Source organism: Rhizobium sp. BK456, assembly GCF_014194045.1.
GTDB classification, from domain to species: Bacteria; Pseudomonadota; Alphaproteobacteria; order Rhizobiales; family Rhizobiaceae; genus Rhizobium; species Rhizobium redzepovicii.
Window position 1 is genome coordinate 154,380 of sequence record NZ_JACIAO010000010.1, and the last position, 14,916, is coordinate 169,295.

General features: G+C 55.3%; 11 protein-coding genes and 1 pseudogene. 5 read left to right on the plus strand and 7 right to left on the minus strand.

Annotated features, from left to right (window positions below; all coding sequences use genetic code 11):
• From FHX03_RS25645 to FHX03_RS25665, 6 genes and pseudogenes are all read right to left on the minus strand, one after another.
• A complete protein-coding gene (locus FHX03_RS25645) occupies positions 1–915 on the minus strand; it encodes a branched-chain amino acid ABC transporter permease (RefSeq protein ID WP_127431715.1) in 915 nt (304 codons plus the stop codon).
• Positions 912–1,661, minus strand: coding sequence for an ABC transporter ATP-binding protein (locus FHX03_RS25650; RefSeq protein ID WP_183856058.1), 750 nt, complete (start codon positions 1,659–1,661; stop codon positions 912–914). Before FHX03_RS25650 ends, FHX03_RS25645 begins: the two co-directional genes overlap by 4 nt.
• Positions 1,662–1,665: 4 nt before the next feature.
• Positions 1,666–2,436 (minus strand): ABC transporter ATP-binding protein, encoded by a 771-nt coding sequence (locus FHX03_RS25655; protein ID WP_127431717.1) that lies wholly within the window; start codon positions 2,434–2,436, stop codon positions 1,666–1,668.
• A 59-nt stretch (positions 2,437–2,495) separates the two neighbouring features.
• The gene (locus tag FHX03_RS25660) at positions 2,496–3,695 is read right to left on the minus strand and encodes an ABC transporter substrate-binding protein (RefSeq protein ID WP_183856060.1); all 1,200 of its coding nucleotides are present in this window, start codon (positions 3,693–3,695) and stop codon (positions 2,496–2,498) included.
• A gap of 143 nt (positions 3,696–3,838) precedes the next feature.
• Positions 3,839–4,044: pseudogene (locus FHX03_RS34640) on the minus strand (ABC transporter permease); the annotation flags it as partial.
• Between the two features lie 254 nt (positions 4,045–4,298).
• Positions 4,299–4,847: a cupin domain-containing protein gene (locus FHX03_RS25665; RefSeq protein ID WP_127431719.1), complete on the minus strand. Its 549-nt coding sequence runs from the start codon at positions 4,845–4,847 to the stop codon at positions 4,299–4,301.
• Between the two features lie 177 nt (positions 4,848–5,024).
• Between FHX03_RS25665 and hisD the strand changes: the two genes are divergently transcribed.
• The 5 genes from hisD (at position 5,025) to FHX03_RS25690 (ending at position 14,071) form a co-directional block, all read left to right on the plus strand.
• A complete protein-coding gene (hisD, locus tag FHX03_RS25670) occupies positions 5,025–6,323 on the plus strand; it encodes a histidinol dehydrogenase (protein ID WP_168277111.1) in 1,299 nt (432 codons plus the stop codon).
• Between the two features lie 745 nt (positions 6,324–7,068).
• Positions 7,069–8,256: an SIR2 family protein gene (locus FHX03_RS25675; protein ID WP_127431721.1), complete on the plus strand. Its 1,188-nt coding sequence runs from the start codon at positions 7,069–7,071 to the stop codon at positions 8,254–8,256.
• Positions 8,257–8,266: 10 nt separating this feature from the next.
• Complete coding sequence (locus FHX03_RS25680; protein WP_183856062.1) at positions 8,267–10,906, plus strand: hypothetical protein; 2,640 nt, start codon at positions 8,267–8,269, stop codon at positions 10,904–10,906.
• A 216-nt stretch (positions 10,907–11,122) separates the two neighbouring features.
• Complete coding sequence (locus FHX03_RS25685) at positions 11,123–12,478, plus strand: phospholipase D family protein (protein ID WP_183856064.1); 1,356 nt, start codon at positions 11,123–11,125, stop codon at positions 12,476–12,478.
• Positions 12,479–12,568: 90 nt separating this feature from the next.
• Complete coding sequence (locus FHX03_RS25690) at positions 12,569–14,071, plus strand: hypothetical protein (protein ID WP_205930900.1); 1,503 nt, start codon at positions 12,569–12,571, stop codon at positions 14,069–14,071.
• A gap of 193 nt (positions 14,072–14,264) precedes the next feature.
• On the opposite strand, the gene FHX03_RS25695 is transcribed toward FHX03_RS25690, so the two are convergent.
• A complete protein-coding gene (locus tag FHX03_RS25695; protein ID WP_168277113.1) occupies positions 14,265–14,810 on the minus strand; it encodes a hypothetical protein in 546 nt (181 codons plus the stop codon).
• Positions 14,811–14,916: the final 106 nt, after the last annotated feature.

Below are 14,916 nucleotides of genomic sequence, written 5' to 3' on the forward strand. Positions count from 1 at the left end.
TCAAACTCGCTCAATGATGTTTCTGGATGGCAAGAGACCCGAAGGACGACCGAGCAGGACGAGGACAAGGATGCCGAAGGCAAAAGCATCTCGGAAGCCACGAAGATCGGCAGGTAAGTAGGCTTGCAGCATCACCAGCAGAATGCCGACCAAGAAACCACCGACAACCGCTCCAACCAAGCTTCCCATTCCTCCGATGACGACGGCCACGAACCCGAAGAGTGCCAGTGGAACGCCCATGGTATGGCTTAGAGAGCCAGTCTGAGTGACGTAGAGAAGTGAGACTGCCGTTGCCAGGATACCAGTTACTGCGAATGCCATCCCGATTACGAAGTTGCCGTTCACGCCAAGATACTGGGCCATGCGGAAATCTTCTGCGGCTGCTCGCATCTGGACGCCGTATCGAGTGCCGCGCAGGAAAGCAATCAGGGCAACCATCAATACCAATGTCGTCCCGATGGTGGTAAGCTGAAGGACCGGCAGGCGAACAGCGCCCAGTTCGATCTGAGTGTTCAACGACGGCCAGAGATCGACGGCCTTGGCACGTGAGCTGTAGACCAGAAGGAGACCATTCTGGATGATGTAGCTCAAGGCGAATGATCCGATCATCAGAGTTGTCGCGTTCGCGCGCCGAAGGGGTCGGAACACCAGTGCGTCTGTGAGCAGGGCGACGATCACAACGATCAGGCAGACCGACGGAAGAAGCGTCCACCAGCTCCAGTTTCCGATGAGCATCTGGGAGGTAACATCTGCGGATGGCACGATCAGGCTATAGCCACCGATAGTGATCAGATCGCCATGTGCGAAGTTGATGAGCCGAAGAATGCCGAACAGAAGACCGATACCCAGTGCCACAAGAGCGTAGATGCTGCCCAGGCTTAGGGCATCGACCATGTTCTGAATGAAATTGATCATTGTTGTGTCTCCCGAGCGTCGGAGTGCTGGAAGCCGAAGTAGGCTTCACGGATAGCTTCGCCGTCCGCGAGATCAGCCGCCCTGCCATCAAGTTGGATCACTCCGCCACGCAACACGTAGATGCGGTCGGCATGCTTGAGAATGCGGTTAGAACTTTGCTCGTTGATCAGGAGGGTGAGACCCTCCGTGCGGCGGATATCCAGCAGGATTTGATAGATTTGGTCGATGATTTTCGGGGCCAGACCCAGCGAAGGCTCATCGACCATGATCAGTTTTGCACGGGTCATGAGTGCCCGTCCGATTGCCAACATCTGCTGCTCACCACCAGAAAGGCGGCCAGCCGGAAACTTCAGGCGCTCTCGAAGACGGGGGAAATATGTCAGCGCCCGTTCGACGTCCTGCTTGGCCTGACTGCTGTCCTTCTGGATGTATCCAGCGATCTGAAGGTTCTCTTCCACAGTCAACGAGCAGAAGACATGTCGTCCCTCAGGCACCAGGGAAATTCCGAGGCGAGCAATCTTTTCCGGAGCCACTCCGGTGATCGCTTTGTCATTGAACTGAATGTTGCCAGAGACAACCGGTGCGCCGCCAGCGGCGGCTGCGAGCATAGTGGACTTACCCGCTCCATTGGGGCCGATTATGCACACGACCTCGCCCTTATCGACATGGATCGAAGCATCTCGCAACGCGGTCATCTGTCCATATCGGACTGTAATGTGGGATAGCGATAGGATGGTGTTTGACATCGGGTCAGGCCTCCATGCCGAGGTAGGCGGCGAGAACGCCCTCATGTCGTTTGATCTCATCCGGCGTACCGACCGCCAGGGTTTTGCCCCCGTCGAGGACGTGCACGCGGTGACAAATGCTCATCACGACGTGCATGTTATGTTCGATCAACAGGACCCCGCATCCGAAGCGATCAGGGATTTCGGCAATGTGATGTACGAGTTCGTCAGCTTCCGCGTCCGACATGCCAGCTGCTGGTTCGTCGAGGAGAATGAATTTGGGGGCGACGGCGAGGGCGCGCACGATGCTCAATCGGCGCTGATCGGTGTAGGCTAAAGCTCCGGCTGCGATGGAGGCCTTATCTGCGATGCCAATCCATTCGAGCAGCTCATAACTTGCCGCACGCGCTGGATTTCGTGCCAGGCCAAGCCCAAGGCCAGTGACCTCTACATTTTCGAGAACGCTCAAGTCGTTGAACAACCGCCCCGACTGGAAAGTACGCGCGATACCCTCAAGGCGAAACCGGTCGGCTCGCCAACCAGCTGTGTCCGAACCATGAAGAAAAATCGCTCCTTCTGTCGGGGTCTGAAACCCCGTGAGACAATTTACCAGCGTGGTCTTTCCGGCACCGTTCGGTCCAATCAGGCCAAAGATTTCCCGGTTACCCACGTGAAGTGAAACATCTGAAATTGCCGCAAGACCCTGGAAACGAACGGTCAGATTCCTTGCAACCAGGCCGCTAGCGGTGGGCGTAGCAGCGTCATTGCCTGAGTGAAGCGACAAAATGTCAGCCATGATATTCCCCTTTTTTTGTAGGGGCACGCCAGTTAACCGGCGTGCCCAGTTCTGCGCCTTTACTTCTTCAGGCGGTAGAGAACGTCGTTTGGAATATCTTGGCTTATCTTCACTTCCTCAATGACGTTCTGTTTGCCGTCCTTGATCTCGGTAACGAACATCGGGATTTGCGTCTGGATGTGAACAAGGTCAGAGAACGAGCGCGTACCAAGAACCGTCGGAGTATCCTTGTAGCTGTTCATCTCGACAACAACCTTTTCGGCATCGGTCGAACCCACCTTCGTTACTGCCTTGGCGTAAAGGTCGAGCCACGCATAGATCGGGTAAGCATATTGCGTCGCAGGGCGGCTGCCGTACTTTGCTTCATACGCCTTCGTCAGTGCCTCAACCTCTGCACGCGGATCGCCGGAGAAGACCGCTTGGACAGGCACGTAGAAGTCCTTGAGGTCAGGAACGGCGCTATTCCAATAAAGGCCATCCATGCCCGTGTTGCTCAAGATCGGAATGTTGATTCCAGCAGCTCGAATCTGCTTGATCGCGCTTGCGCCGCCAGGGGTGACTGAGCACAGCATCACGTTGTCAACGCCTTCGTCGCGCACAGCATTGGCAAGTCGAGTGACCTGCGAACTGATGGAGGCGTCACCGTTCTTAAACTCGTCCTTCGCCATGATCGTACCGCCGTGAAGTGGGAACGCCCATTCGTAACCAGCGCAGGAAGACTTGTTGTACTCGAGGAGGTTGTCTACGAGCACGTAGCCCTTCTTGAAGCCACGCCTGTTGATACCCCATTCGGCCATTGTCGCGCCTTCAACCTGGCCAGCATTGTTGGCGGTGAAGGAAAGCTTACCAACGCCAGCGACACCGGCCTTGGGATCAGATGCTCCTAGGAACACGGAGATTAGGCCAGCCTTCTGAGCCTGGAGAGCTGCTGGAGCGCCGTAGTCGTAATCAGCCGTTACCAGGACAACATCTGCGCCACCCTGAACCATCGCCTGGCCCGCTTTGGCACCTTCGACGCGGTCGGACTTCGTATCTTGCTGAATTTGCTTGATCGGTTGGCCGAGAAGCCCGCCCTTTGCATTCTGCTGCTCGATCCACAGCTGAGCCATCTTAGTGGCTTCACCATCGTAAGCTGCTTCCCAACCCGTGAACGCCACAGCGAAACCGAGCGTGACGCCATCTTCTGCTGCATTTGCCGGCATCGCAGAACTAGCTAAAGACGACGCCACCAGCGCCGAAGCAATAAGTCTCTTAAACATTGCTATTCCCCTTTTCATCGATTGGCCCAGTACGGGCGCTCAACACCAAACTTTCCAACGGCGTTGGAGAGTACTGCTGGCCTTTGGCCGTCTTTTTGAGCTTTCCGGAGAGAAAAGACGCTCCGCCGGGAAGCTATGTTCTGCTAGGCTCGCTTGGTATTCTTTTGAGCCGGCGATGCCGGTCCCGCGATGAGCATCGTTCCCACGATAAAAAGAAACCCTGCAGCCGCGTTCGCGGGACCGATATTTCTCGAGTTGTCGAGAACATTTGGCGCGCCGATGTTCTTTGCCTTGGCCCCGCAAAGAACAAGGTCAGCACGGTCTCGTCCATCGAAGTGGCGAAGGGGAAACTGCACGAGCCGGCGCGAAGAAGATCTTGCGCCGTGCCTTTTGGATGTTCTCGCCCCGGGATACACTTGTCAGATCACGCGGCTATGGAAACCGCTAGCCGCGAGAACAGTTGACGCGATGAAAGTAGCTTTGCAAAGAACCATAGGACGCTCCCCCTTTTAGTTATCGACCTAGCAAAGCAGGTTTTGCGACTTAGGGAAGCAGGATAACGCCCCCGGTGACTATACTCACCAGCAATAGATGACAGCAAAGTTAGTATGTCGGAGGGGTAATGGCACTCAAGATTTCACTCTGTCCATCATGTAGGTTTCGAAAGCGATGTGGAAGGCGACTATCGAAGTAGTAGCCGTCACCCGGCTTCAGAACCTTTTTTTGGTTACCGACGGTGATTTCGACCACTCCGGAAAGGACCATGCCTGCCTCTTGTGCCGCATGCGTAAACTCTTCGCCGGTGTCAGCCCCGGGTGCATAGCGCTCGTGTAACATTAGTAATTGTCGATTGGGATGATCGAGCCCGATGACACGATATGAAATTGTTTCAACCTTTCCAATCTCCACCAAGTTCGCAGACGAATAGAATGGAGAATATGGCAGGCTGGATTGGAGATCGGAAAAAAATCCCGGAAGGGTCGTTCCTAGAGCGTCCAATACCGCGCCGAGCGTATCTATTGAAGGGCTCATCTTGTCTCGCTCGATAAGCGAAATCGTCGAATGTGAAATTCCTGAGCGCGCCGCCAACTCCCTCACACCGAGATCGCGGCGGCGGCGCAGTTCCCGGAGCTTACTACCAATCTTTGGCAATTATCGTTCCCCTATATTGCACCGCCTGAGCATGCCACCTTCGCCACAATCGAGATACCTTCGTGGAGCTAGCGACTACTGAGTTGGTGATAATAATGAACACGTTGTTTGTAGGCAATTGCGAGGGTGCCAAAGTTTCACGATGCTCATCAGGATCATCCCACATAGGAGGTTTTGATGACGTCGCGTCTCGATGCGCTGAAAGGTAAGTTTACACGGGTCAAGGAACCGACCCGAGATGCTGTCTCGGATACGGCTCCTGTCGAAAAGACCGTAAAGGATATAATTGCGAATGTCCGTAAGCATGGCGACGCCGCCGTTCGCGAATACTCTGTCGCGTTCGATAAGGCCAACGTGACCAACTTCGAAGTTACTCACGAAGAGAAGCTCAAGGCTATCGCCGATCTCGACCCGCAAACTCGCGAAGACACCGAGTTTGCCATTGCAAACGTCCGTCGCTTCGCCGAAGCGCAGCTGGGCACGATACTCCCGCTGGAAATTGAGGCGCTTCCGGGGCTGCACCTTGGCCATCGCGTCATCCCGATAGAAATCGTTGGCTGCTATGTCCCGGGTGGTCGCTATCCGCTCCTCTCGGCACCCGTCATGACGGTTGTCCCTGCAAAAGTCGCCGGGTGTGACCAGGTCATCGCGTGCCTGCCACCGAATGCCCATCCGGCTATGATTGCCGGCTGCCATCTCGCCGGTGCAGACCGAATCTTCCGCGTCGGCGGAGCCCAGGCGATTGCTGCAATGGCCTATGGTACTGAAACGATTCCTGCCGTCGACAAGATCGTCGGTCCGGGCAATGCGTTTGTAAACGAAGCAAAGCGGCAGGTCTTTGGTCAGGTCGGTATCGACCAGCTTGCAGGCCCAAGCGAAATCTTCATCGTCGCTGACGAGACCGCCAACCCCGCAACCCTCGCGACCGATATGCTGGCTCAGGCTGAGCATGACGTGCGCACCCGTGTAGGGCTGGTTACGACGGACCGTAAGCTTGCTGAAGAGACGATCAAGGAAGTCGAAAAGCAGCTCGAAACCTTGACGACCGCTCAGGTTGCCAGCGTTGCGTGGAAGGACTACGGCGAAGTGACCGTCGTCGAAGACGAAGAGACGATGATCGCCTACTCCGATTACATCGCCACTGAACATCTTCAGGTTCACACCCGTGACCCTCAGGCGACCGCAAAGAAGCTCCGCAACTACGGTTCGATCTTTATCGGCGAACTGGCCAGCGTTGTGTACTCTGACAAGTGCTGCGGTACGAACCACACCCTGCCAACGATGGCAGCCGGTCGCTATACGGGTGGCCTTTGGGTTGGCTCATACGTCAAGATTGCCACGCACCAGTGGCTCGACGAGCGTGGAGTCGCTGCCGTAGCTCCGGCAGCTATTCGCCAAAGTGCCACCGAGCAACTGGAAGGCCACCGTCGCGCAGCTGCGCTGCGTCTTAGCCCTCAACAGGTCGCCGCAGAGTAATTTGACTCCCAAGCCTCTGCGATCAAAAGGGCCGCTAGAAATTCTAGCGGCTTTTCAGCTTATCTTCCTGATCAGACCGATGTGCTGGGATGTTTCCAAAACGTAAAGCTACTCGGACTCGACGTGTTCGGCACGGTCGTCGATTGAGGCAGCGTCGCCCGCCAGTACTCGGCGGCAGAGTACAAGAGTATTCGATAGGGGACCATCTTCCGCTTTTTGCACCCTCATAATTTCAGCGGCTATCGACGGCTATGGATGGCGATCGGCGGAAATTGCGCGCGCCTTGAAGGGACTCGAACCAGCGACGCGTTATCTAGTAAACTCAAATAATTAAAAATATTAAATAATTACAAGACATCTTAAACGCGTATGGGAGAATAGATACTCACTTGTGTTTGAGCGTTGTGTTGTTCCCACCATCGGCACCTAGGGCGTTGACCAGAAAGGACGGTTGCCCCTCGCTTTCTGTTGCCCGGGCCCATTGGAATGACGCGTGCGGCTGGAGCGCACACGGAGGATCTGCCGCCGCCTGAATTTTGCTCGCCCGAGCAGCCGGCGAAGACGGCGGGGAGATTTTGGCGGCGGCAGGTTTGGCGAGAACCTCAAGCCGCAGGTCGGCACAGCGCGCCATTTGTTGCGTGCTGGTGACCAGGGCGGTCCAGTTACAGTTGCAAGCTGAGCGCTCAAGTGGTAGCGCGACTATGTACCTTCCGTCTCAACGCAGGGTGGATTCAGGGGAGCCGGGATGTCTAGCGAAGTCATATTTTGGCCTGGCCTTCCCAGCCTGCCCGAAGACCTTCTTCTTGCAAGGGATCAAGGACGTGTTCTTTTTGTTGTCGGCGCGGGCGCTTCATACCCGAAACCGACCCAGCTCCCCGATTTTGGCGGGCTCGTCGCGAAAATCTACGACATTGTCGATCCGTCCATGTCGTCTGCGATCAAGGCCGTCTCCAAAAAAGATGGTCCGAAATGGTATGAGGTGACCGATCTGCTCAGCCACGAGCAGAGAACGGAGTTGAAATTTTTCTGCCAGCGCGAATTCGACGTCGTTCTTGGCATGCTCGAGCGTCGGATAGACGGAGATCCAAGCAAAGAAAGCACAATGCGACAAGCAGCGACAACGGTTCTTTCGCAGACGATCGAACCGAACCCGGTCCATGACGCGCTGGTACGCCTCGGGCAGCGTTACGGTCAGACGCTCCTCGTTACGACCAACTTCGACAGGCTCCTGAGCGAGGCTGCTTCAAAGCTTCGCGTCCAGCATGAAGCCTTCGCTCGAGGTGAAATACCTAATCCCAGCAGCAGCCGAGACTTTGCCGGTATCCTTCATATTCATGGGAAACTAGGCTGGCGTAAGGAGAAGGGGTCGGCGCTGATTTTGACCGATCAGGATTTCGGGGACTCATATCTCCGGCGCAATCTCATCACGTCTTTCCTTTATGACGCAGCCAGAATTTTTCACATCGTTCTCGTTGGTTATAGCGCCAGTGATTCACCTGTCCGCTACCTTCTTAATGCGATCGCTGCTGACGAGCGGCACTTTGTCGATCTTAAGCGGCGTTACGCTTTCGTTGGTTGCAAGCCTGGTGATGAGCGGATGGCCGTCGAATGGCAGAGCCGGGGGATCACGCCCATCGTCTACGACAAGATCGACGAACATAAGGCCTTGGGTGATTTATTGGTGCGGTGGGCCGACATCATCCCCGACCGACGGAATGAGAAAGGGACGAAGTCCTACCTAAAGAAACTCGCTGCCCTCGACCCCGACAGTACCGAAGGTTTGGCTGCCCAATCATTTCTCAGATATTATGCGCGGAGGTCCAACCCTAGCGAACAAGCTGAACTTGCAAGAATCCTCTCTGGCGCCAGCCGGTCGCCTCGTTGGCTAACGTTCTTGAATCGTATTATCCGCGATTCCGGGAAAGGGCGCTGATATGCCTAGATTGAGCCTTACCGATACCGAACGTAGGATTAATCTAACAACACGAGCTTTCGCCGACGGACGACTTGAGGACACAGCGATTCTCGAGTGGGCAATCGAGCTGAAACCAGATCAGATCGCAGAACGTGAAGCGCTGCGAGATTTGGTTGAGTACCAGCCGAAGCCCGTTCGCGATCCGTACAGCTTGGCTTGGAGATGTGTCTTCGAATATTGGGAAAGGCCCGATGTCGAAACGCACCGGGAAAAGTACGAGATCCGTAGGCAGCTAAAGGGTGGTGGTAGCCCGCGAGAGACGATCCGTCTGATTGTGGATGCGGTTCGGCCGTGGCTCCAGATCGATACGTCCAAGCGATTAAGGGCCCTTTCCGGAGAGGCGCAGCCCGCCAGACCGCGGCATCTCAAGCATCTCATCTATGCGTCCATATCCAGTGGCAGCCGGTTGATGCCGGCCGACATCGGGCTTCAGGCGAATGAAGATCGCAACTTCCTTTTCGAATTGGCGACGGCCTTGAACGCAGCGCTGCTCGCAGGACTAAATCTCGGGCATATGATTGGTTCAATTTCCAAGGATATGGACGTCACAAACTGGCAGATTCACCGAGCCTATTTCGTACCTCCGGAGCAATATCCGGATGGTGGCGGTGAGCCGGATCGTCATAGTGAAGGGTTCGCACCATCGACCAAGCTGATGTTTGCGGTGATGGAGCGTCTCAGCAGCCTCGACCTTCAGGCCGCCCGTAGGGTTATCGACAATTGGGACCGGGAAGGTTGGACGCTTTATCGGCGGCTTTGGGCCGCAGCGGCCCGGAACCCGGCGCTTGTTGACAGTGATGAGGTCGCAGCTTTCCTCATAGAGCTTTCCGACCGAGAATTCTGGTGGGCGAGCGCATATCCAGAATTCGCTGAGTTGCGCGCGCTTCGATGGGCAACACTTTCTACCGACAACCAAAATCGCATCGAGCAGCGAATACTGAGAGGGGAGCCCGCGAAGCTTATTCCCAGCAGGATCGAGAAATCGGACAGGGCAGGTTACAGGGACCACCACGTGTTCGTGGAGCTTCGACGAATCCAAGCTGCGGGCGGCAACCTTACGGATAAAGGTCAGGAATGGCTCGACGACTTCGCAACCCGGTCGGGAGACCTGCCAGCCATTGAACTGACACACGGTTTCAATCAGGGTGTCCGCCTGATCCATCGCGTAAGGACTGTCGAGAAAACCTTCGACGCGATCCCGACAACCAAACTCCTGGACGAGCTGGCGAAATCGCTCGCAGATACGGGCTGGGACGACAAAAGTCAGAACGCTTCGGAATTTATTGCAGAAAACGCATCTGTGGTGCTCGGTCTTCTGACGAAGGCTGAGGGTGCTGTCGCTGCCAAGGTGTGGCAAGCACTTGGATACGCTTACCGGCCCGCGAACCTTAACGCCACGCCTGACACGGCTTCGCAAGAAGACAAGGATAAGATCCTGATCGCGCTGTCCATATGTGTTTCAATTGTCGACGAACGTGCGACTGTTTTGTCTAAGGCCATTGACGGCCTCGCGTCGTTCATGACGAGTTGGGATCGATTGCTCACGAGCCGCGAGGAATTCCAAAATGCCTGGCTTCGGTTGTGGCCCTTCGCTGTCGAGAAAACGAATTCGAGCAAAGCGGATCGCTCCGGTTATAGTCAGGAGGCTTTCAACTCCCCCGCCGGCCAGCTCGCCTTGGCCTTCGTCGAAACCTGCCCGACAGTAAAGAAGGGCGATAATCCACTGTCTCAGGGCCGTTGGCCACAAATGCTCCAAGCAATAAGTGAGACAATCGGGATAGCGCGCCTTCACGCGCAGTTTGTTCTCGTCAGGGAACTGGCTTACTTCATCGCTGCTGCAGAACAGTGGTCGAGAGATTTCCTTCTCCAGCCGCTTATCAACGCACTTGAAAGCCAGGAAACCACCGTCTTGTGGGAAGCGTTTTCGATGGCGCACCTCCCTCAAAAGGAGGTCGTGGCAGAACTCGCCCCGTCGTTGGTGGCAGCAGCTCTATCCGACCGCTTGTCGAGCGAGGTTCGAGGGGATCTGTCGGAACGCGTCGTCTGGTCGGCGCTGACGGATCGTGTTCAGAACGCAGAACCCGCCGTGTCCCTCGATCTGATCCAACAGATGTTGAGGCTGGGGACAGATGAAGTCCGCACGGAGGCGGTGCGTGCCTTTTCGCAGTATCTTGCACCGGACGATGATTTGACGGAGGAGGAACGTTTCGAGATCGTCAACTCCGTCTTCTCGGACGTGTGGCCGAAGGAACTTACTCTTAGCTCAAAGGCCGTTTCCGAGAGGCTTGCTCGACTACCGGCTGAGGCTGCATCCTGTTATGTCGAAGCAACCGAAATGGTTCTCCCATATCTTACGCCCTTCGACTGCTGGTCGCTTTATGATTTCGGAGTGATCGACCTGGATGAAGATCGAGGTGATTTCAATATTATCAACGATCCTAAAAAAGCGGCGGCCCTTTTGTCGATCATGGATCGGTCGGTTGCGGGGGATGACGGAGCGATCGTTCCAAGTGGCCTCGATAAAGCTCTTTTCCACATTAAGAAGGTCGCACCAAAGCTCGAGAAGGATCCTCGATATCAGCGTCTTCTTACGCTCGGCAGGCGCTGAAAAAACCTCGCGCTCCGTAGCCAAGAGAGCGGGTTTGGACGGCTGCTTGGAGATCGCCAGATCAGGGTAGGGTATTTCTGCATCACGTCTGCGCCCGGCTCCCGTGATTTGATGCGAGGGCACCGTCGCAGCCTTCCGCTGTCGGAGGAGAAGAACCAGACTTTGACGCAACAACCTCAAAGAGTATAGATCAGTCGAAGAAAAAGGGGGCGCCGCTTGGAATTGCTTTTGAACGGGATCAACGGCAACTATCTCCGAAACATTCTGTTGAATGCTGTCGAAGACACTGATCGGGTTGATGCTGCGGTCGCTTACGCCACGGAAAACGATCTTCTTTTTGATTGGTGTTGGGAAAACAAACTACCGCTGCGTTTCTGGGGACGTTTTGATGAACAGGTGCCGGTGAGTATCCTCATTCTCGAACGTTTCCTTTCCCGAAGGTCGGGGCGCTATACGTGCAAGCTCGTGCGCCAATTCCATCCGAAGGTAATCTGGTGGCGCGGCTTCGGCGCATACATCGGCTCTGCAAACCTTACCCAAAGCGCGTGGTGGAATAACGTCGAGGCCGGTGTTTTCCTCACCGAGGACGAGCTGGTGGCTAGCGGTCACGATCTTCAGCTGGAGCAATTCTTTGCTGAGATTGAGACCCATGCTGCCCCGTTGACTCAGGAGCTGTTCGATCTTATCTCGGCCAGGAACAAGGAACTGACAAGGCGCAAAATTGCTCAAAAGGCTGCGGATGAAGCGTTCACCGCAACCACCCTCGTTCCGCATTTCCGCGGGCTGGCACGTTCAAGCGCGAAGTCAGCGGGTGAGCAGCGCAAGCAAGCGTTTCTGAATGAGTGGAACCGCACTCTTCAAATTATTCGAGACATCTCCGTCAAGATTTCAGTTGACGGAAACAGGCCGTCTTGGGTGAGCTCCACCGCGCCGTTGGGTGCCCATGCCGACCAGTTCCTCCATGCTCACTACTACCAGCATACATTCGACGGCAGGAGAGCAGACTTCGAGACGCATTTTGGCAGAAACAGATTGGATCCAGATACCGCCGTTGAGACTGCAATTCGATGGTGGCAGAAGCGGCCGGACAGTTCAGACGAGAACCGGATGCTCAATAAGACTGCCCCCGCCTTGCAGCGGGCGTTTGCGGAAGACCGTCTAAAACGCCTTACGGAAAATGAATTCATTCAGGTGCTCGGCAAAATCCACGCAACGCGGGAGTTTGCCCGACGTGCGCCCAATCGACTTATCGGGCTAAAGGGCGACCGGCCATACGACATATCCGAGAAAGTTGATGCCCTGGCGAGACATATCTACCGGGCGCCAAACCGCGGTGGGGTATCCGCATTGGAGACTCTATCCTACATTCTCTATGATGGTCGAATTGAAGACGTCCCTGTTCGCCTTTGGAACGCGATTGTCGATCCCAAGCGGAAAATCGAACTGATCGGCGTGAGCGCTCTGGGGGAGATTGTAGGGTGGGCATTGCCGGACAGATATCCGCCGCGCAATGGGCGGACCAGCAAAGCCCTTCGATCGCTTGGGTATGACGTAACGGTTCATGTCGGCTAGAATCACCATTATATCATTATGTATCAATGTCTTAAGTCCATAAACTAGATTATGCGACGACCGTCGTCTACGACATTCCTGGGGGGAAATTTGGCATCCGTGAAGTCTCTATCGCAGGCTGAAGTCAGTGTCATAAAGGGTATGCTGAACCTCAGCCCCCGGCCAACTGATCAGAAAATCCTGGCCTATTTCACCCATCCGGATCGAGACCTCAATCACCGCCTAATCGGGCAGATTCGCAAAGGCCATTGGTTTAGCGCGATCAGACCCGCATCTGAGACAGCGGTGCACGCCTTTATGCTCGCGTGCCAATTTGGCGTTTATCCTGACGCAACACTGTTCGAGCCGCCTGCTGGTGGTCCCTCTCTTGGAGGGCATGGCCCACGATATCTCTTGCTCGATTGGTGGCCCGTAGGCCAGGGCCTTTTCTCCTCAGGTGCAATTTTGGCGGACAACGGCCCCCGCTTCAATTGGGTCTATGACTGCGGAACGACATCAAAGGACAGCCTCTTGGCGGATGCCATTGCGTCCTGCAATTTCAGGCGTTCTGCACTGGGTTTCAACCGGCTCGATCTGGCCGTCCTCTCCCATTTCGACCGCGATCATATCAGCGGCTTTTCGCGCCTCGTGCAGACATCTCGAATTCGGATGATCTTGCTCCCCTATCTCACGCCGCTCCAGCGCCTTGTCTTGGCGCTTCAGCAAGGCGTATCAGCCGACGACGCCGAGTTTGGCTTCTACATTGACCCGGTTGGCTATCTCAGAGCCTTGGACGGTGGCGATATAGGCGAAATCGTGTTTGTACTGGCCTCCGGACCGGATGACGAACTGCCACCTCCGCCTATCGAACCGGGTCCAGATCTTGAGGGACCGGAAGAGCCCCCTATCAAGTTCCCCGAGGACACGCCACCGGAAGGGTCACAGGATGAGCTATTCTGCGCGCAAGACAATGCGAATGTGCGCTATCTGAAGCGAGGCGGAACGATATCAGTACCGTTCGATTGGGAGTTTCTTCCCTATAACGACCCGTCAATGCTGCCAAAAGCCACGAAAAGGTTCCAGTTAGCAGCGTCGAAGTTGGTACAAGATATCCTGACCGTACCGACGACACGCAGCGCCACGCTCGACAAGCTAAAGAAGCTTTACGATGCCCACTTTGGGAAATCATCAAAGAACCGGAATATTATCTCGCTTTTCCTTTATTCCGGCCCCGTCAATCAATCTGCGGTCCTGCTTTGGCACTCCTCCAATCGTCCGCTCGGCTCCCTCGCCGGAAGCACGCGCTTCTCGCAGATGTATACGGGCGACGGAACCCTCGGCGCAGGGAAACAATTCGCCGATTTTGAGAAGCATTATCGACCCGGAAGCCGACTTGCACGTGCTGGCATCCTCCAGGTCATGCATCACGGGGCCGAGGGTAACTGGCACTCAGGTTTGGGATCGCTTCTAAAACCGGAAGCGAGCATTTTCTCATCTGACCCAGACCACAAAGGCTACGCGCATCCGCACGCAGCTGTCCTCCGTGACTTCTGGTCCTTTCATCCGGTGCAGGTCGACGGATCTCAAGGATTGCATTTATTGGGTGCGTTTTAAGACTATGGCCAAAACTCAGTCGCCTGAAGCTATCCTGGAAGCGGTGTGCGCAACACGAACAATTCCCTCGTCCTGACTAGCCACTCTCAGACTACCCGCTCGCTTCACAACAACGTGCTGCTTTCCTCCTCCGCGAGGACTTCTTTCTGACCCAAAGTTCGGCGGTTCGTCCCATCGGGTCATCGACGCCTCATTACTCCTTTTTGCCGTCCGTAGATGGTTCAGGACGGACAAGGTCGTTGACCCACTCGCCAATCAAGACCTTCGATTCCAGAAACATTGCGCTGAATAGGAAAAGGGATGAAAACGGAATTCCTTCGATGCGGAGAAGATGCGTTCGAAAGGTAGCGTCATGAACGCGGCCATTCTGGAGGCTGCCGTCAAACCTCTTTTTCCGGTCCTCGTCCTCATAAACATTAATGGCTAAATCCAGATGCTGCATCTTCACTTCGCCAAGGGGCGTAAACGCTGGATCACGAGTATCGAGATGAATACAGCGTCCGATCATAAGACCGCTTGAATCATCGGGGCGTGGCAACTCTTCGATCATCATAGTGAGGTAGTTCTCCTCCCGTCGCTCGACACACACCTCGAGACGACGCACCATTTTAACGTCATAATCCCAATATTCTGCCTGTCCGTCGGAAATTGGCCTATTAAGCAATTGATACGATCCGAAGTCCTTCATCCCTTTGCGGAGGCCGAAGTTGCTCAGCCAGCTCGGGCTCGCTGGAACCATCGCCGATTCCCAAAGCCTTTGCAGCGGCTGTTCCGCCGTGTAGCAATCTGCATCCAATCGAATGAAAGTGGGCGCACTCGGCCATTCCTCCCGAGCCCAGTTCACT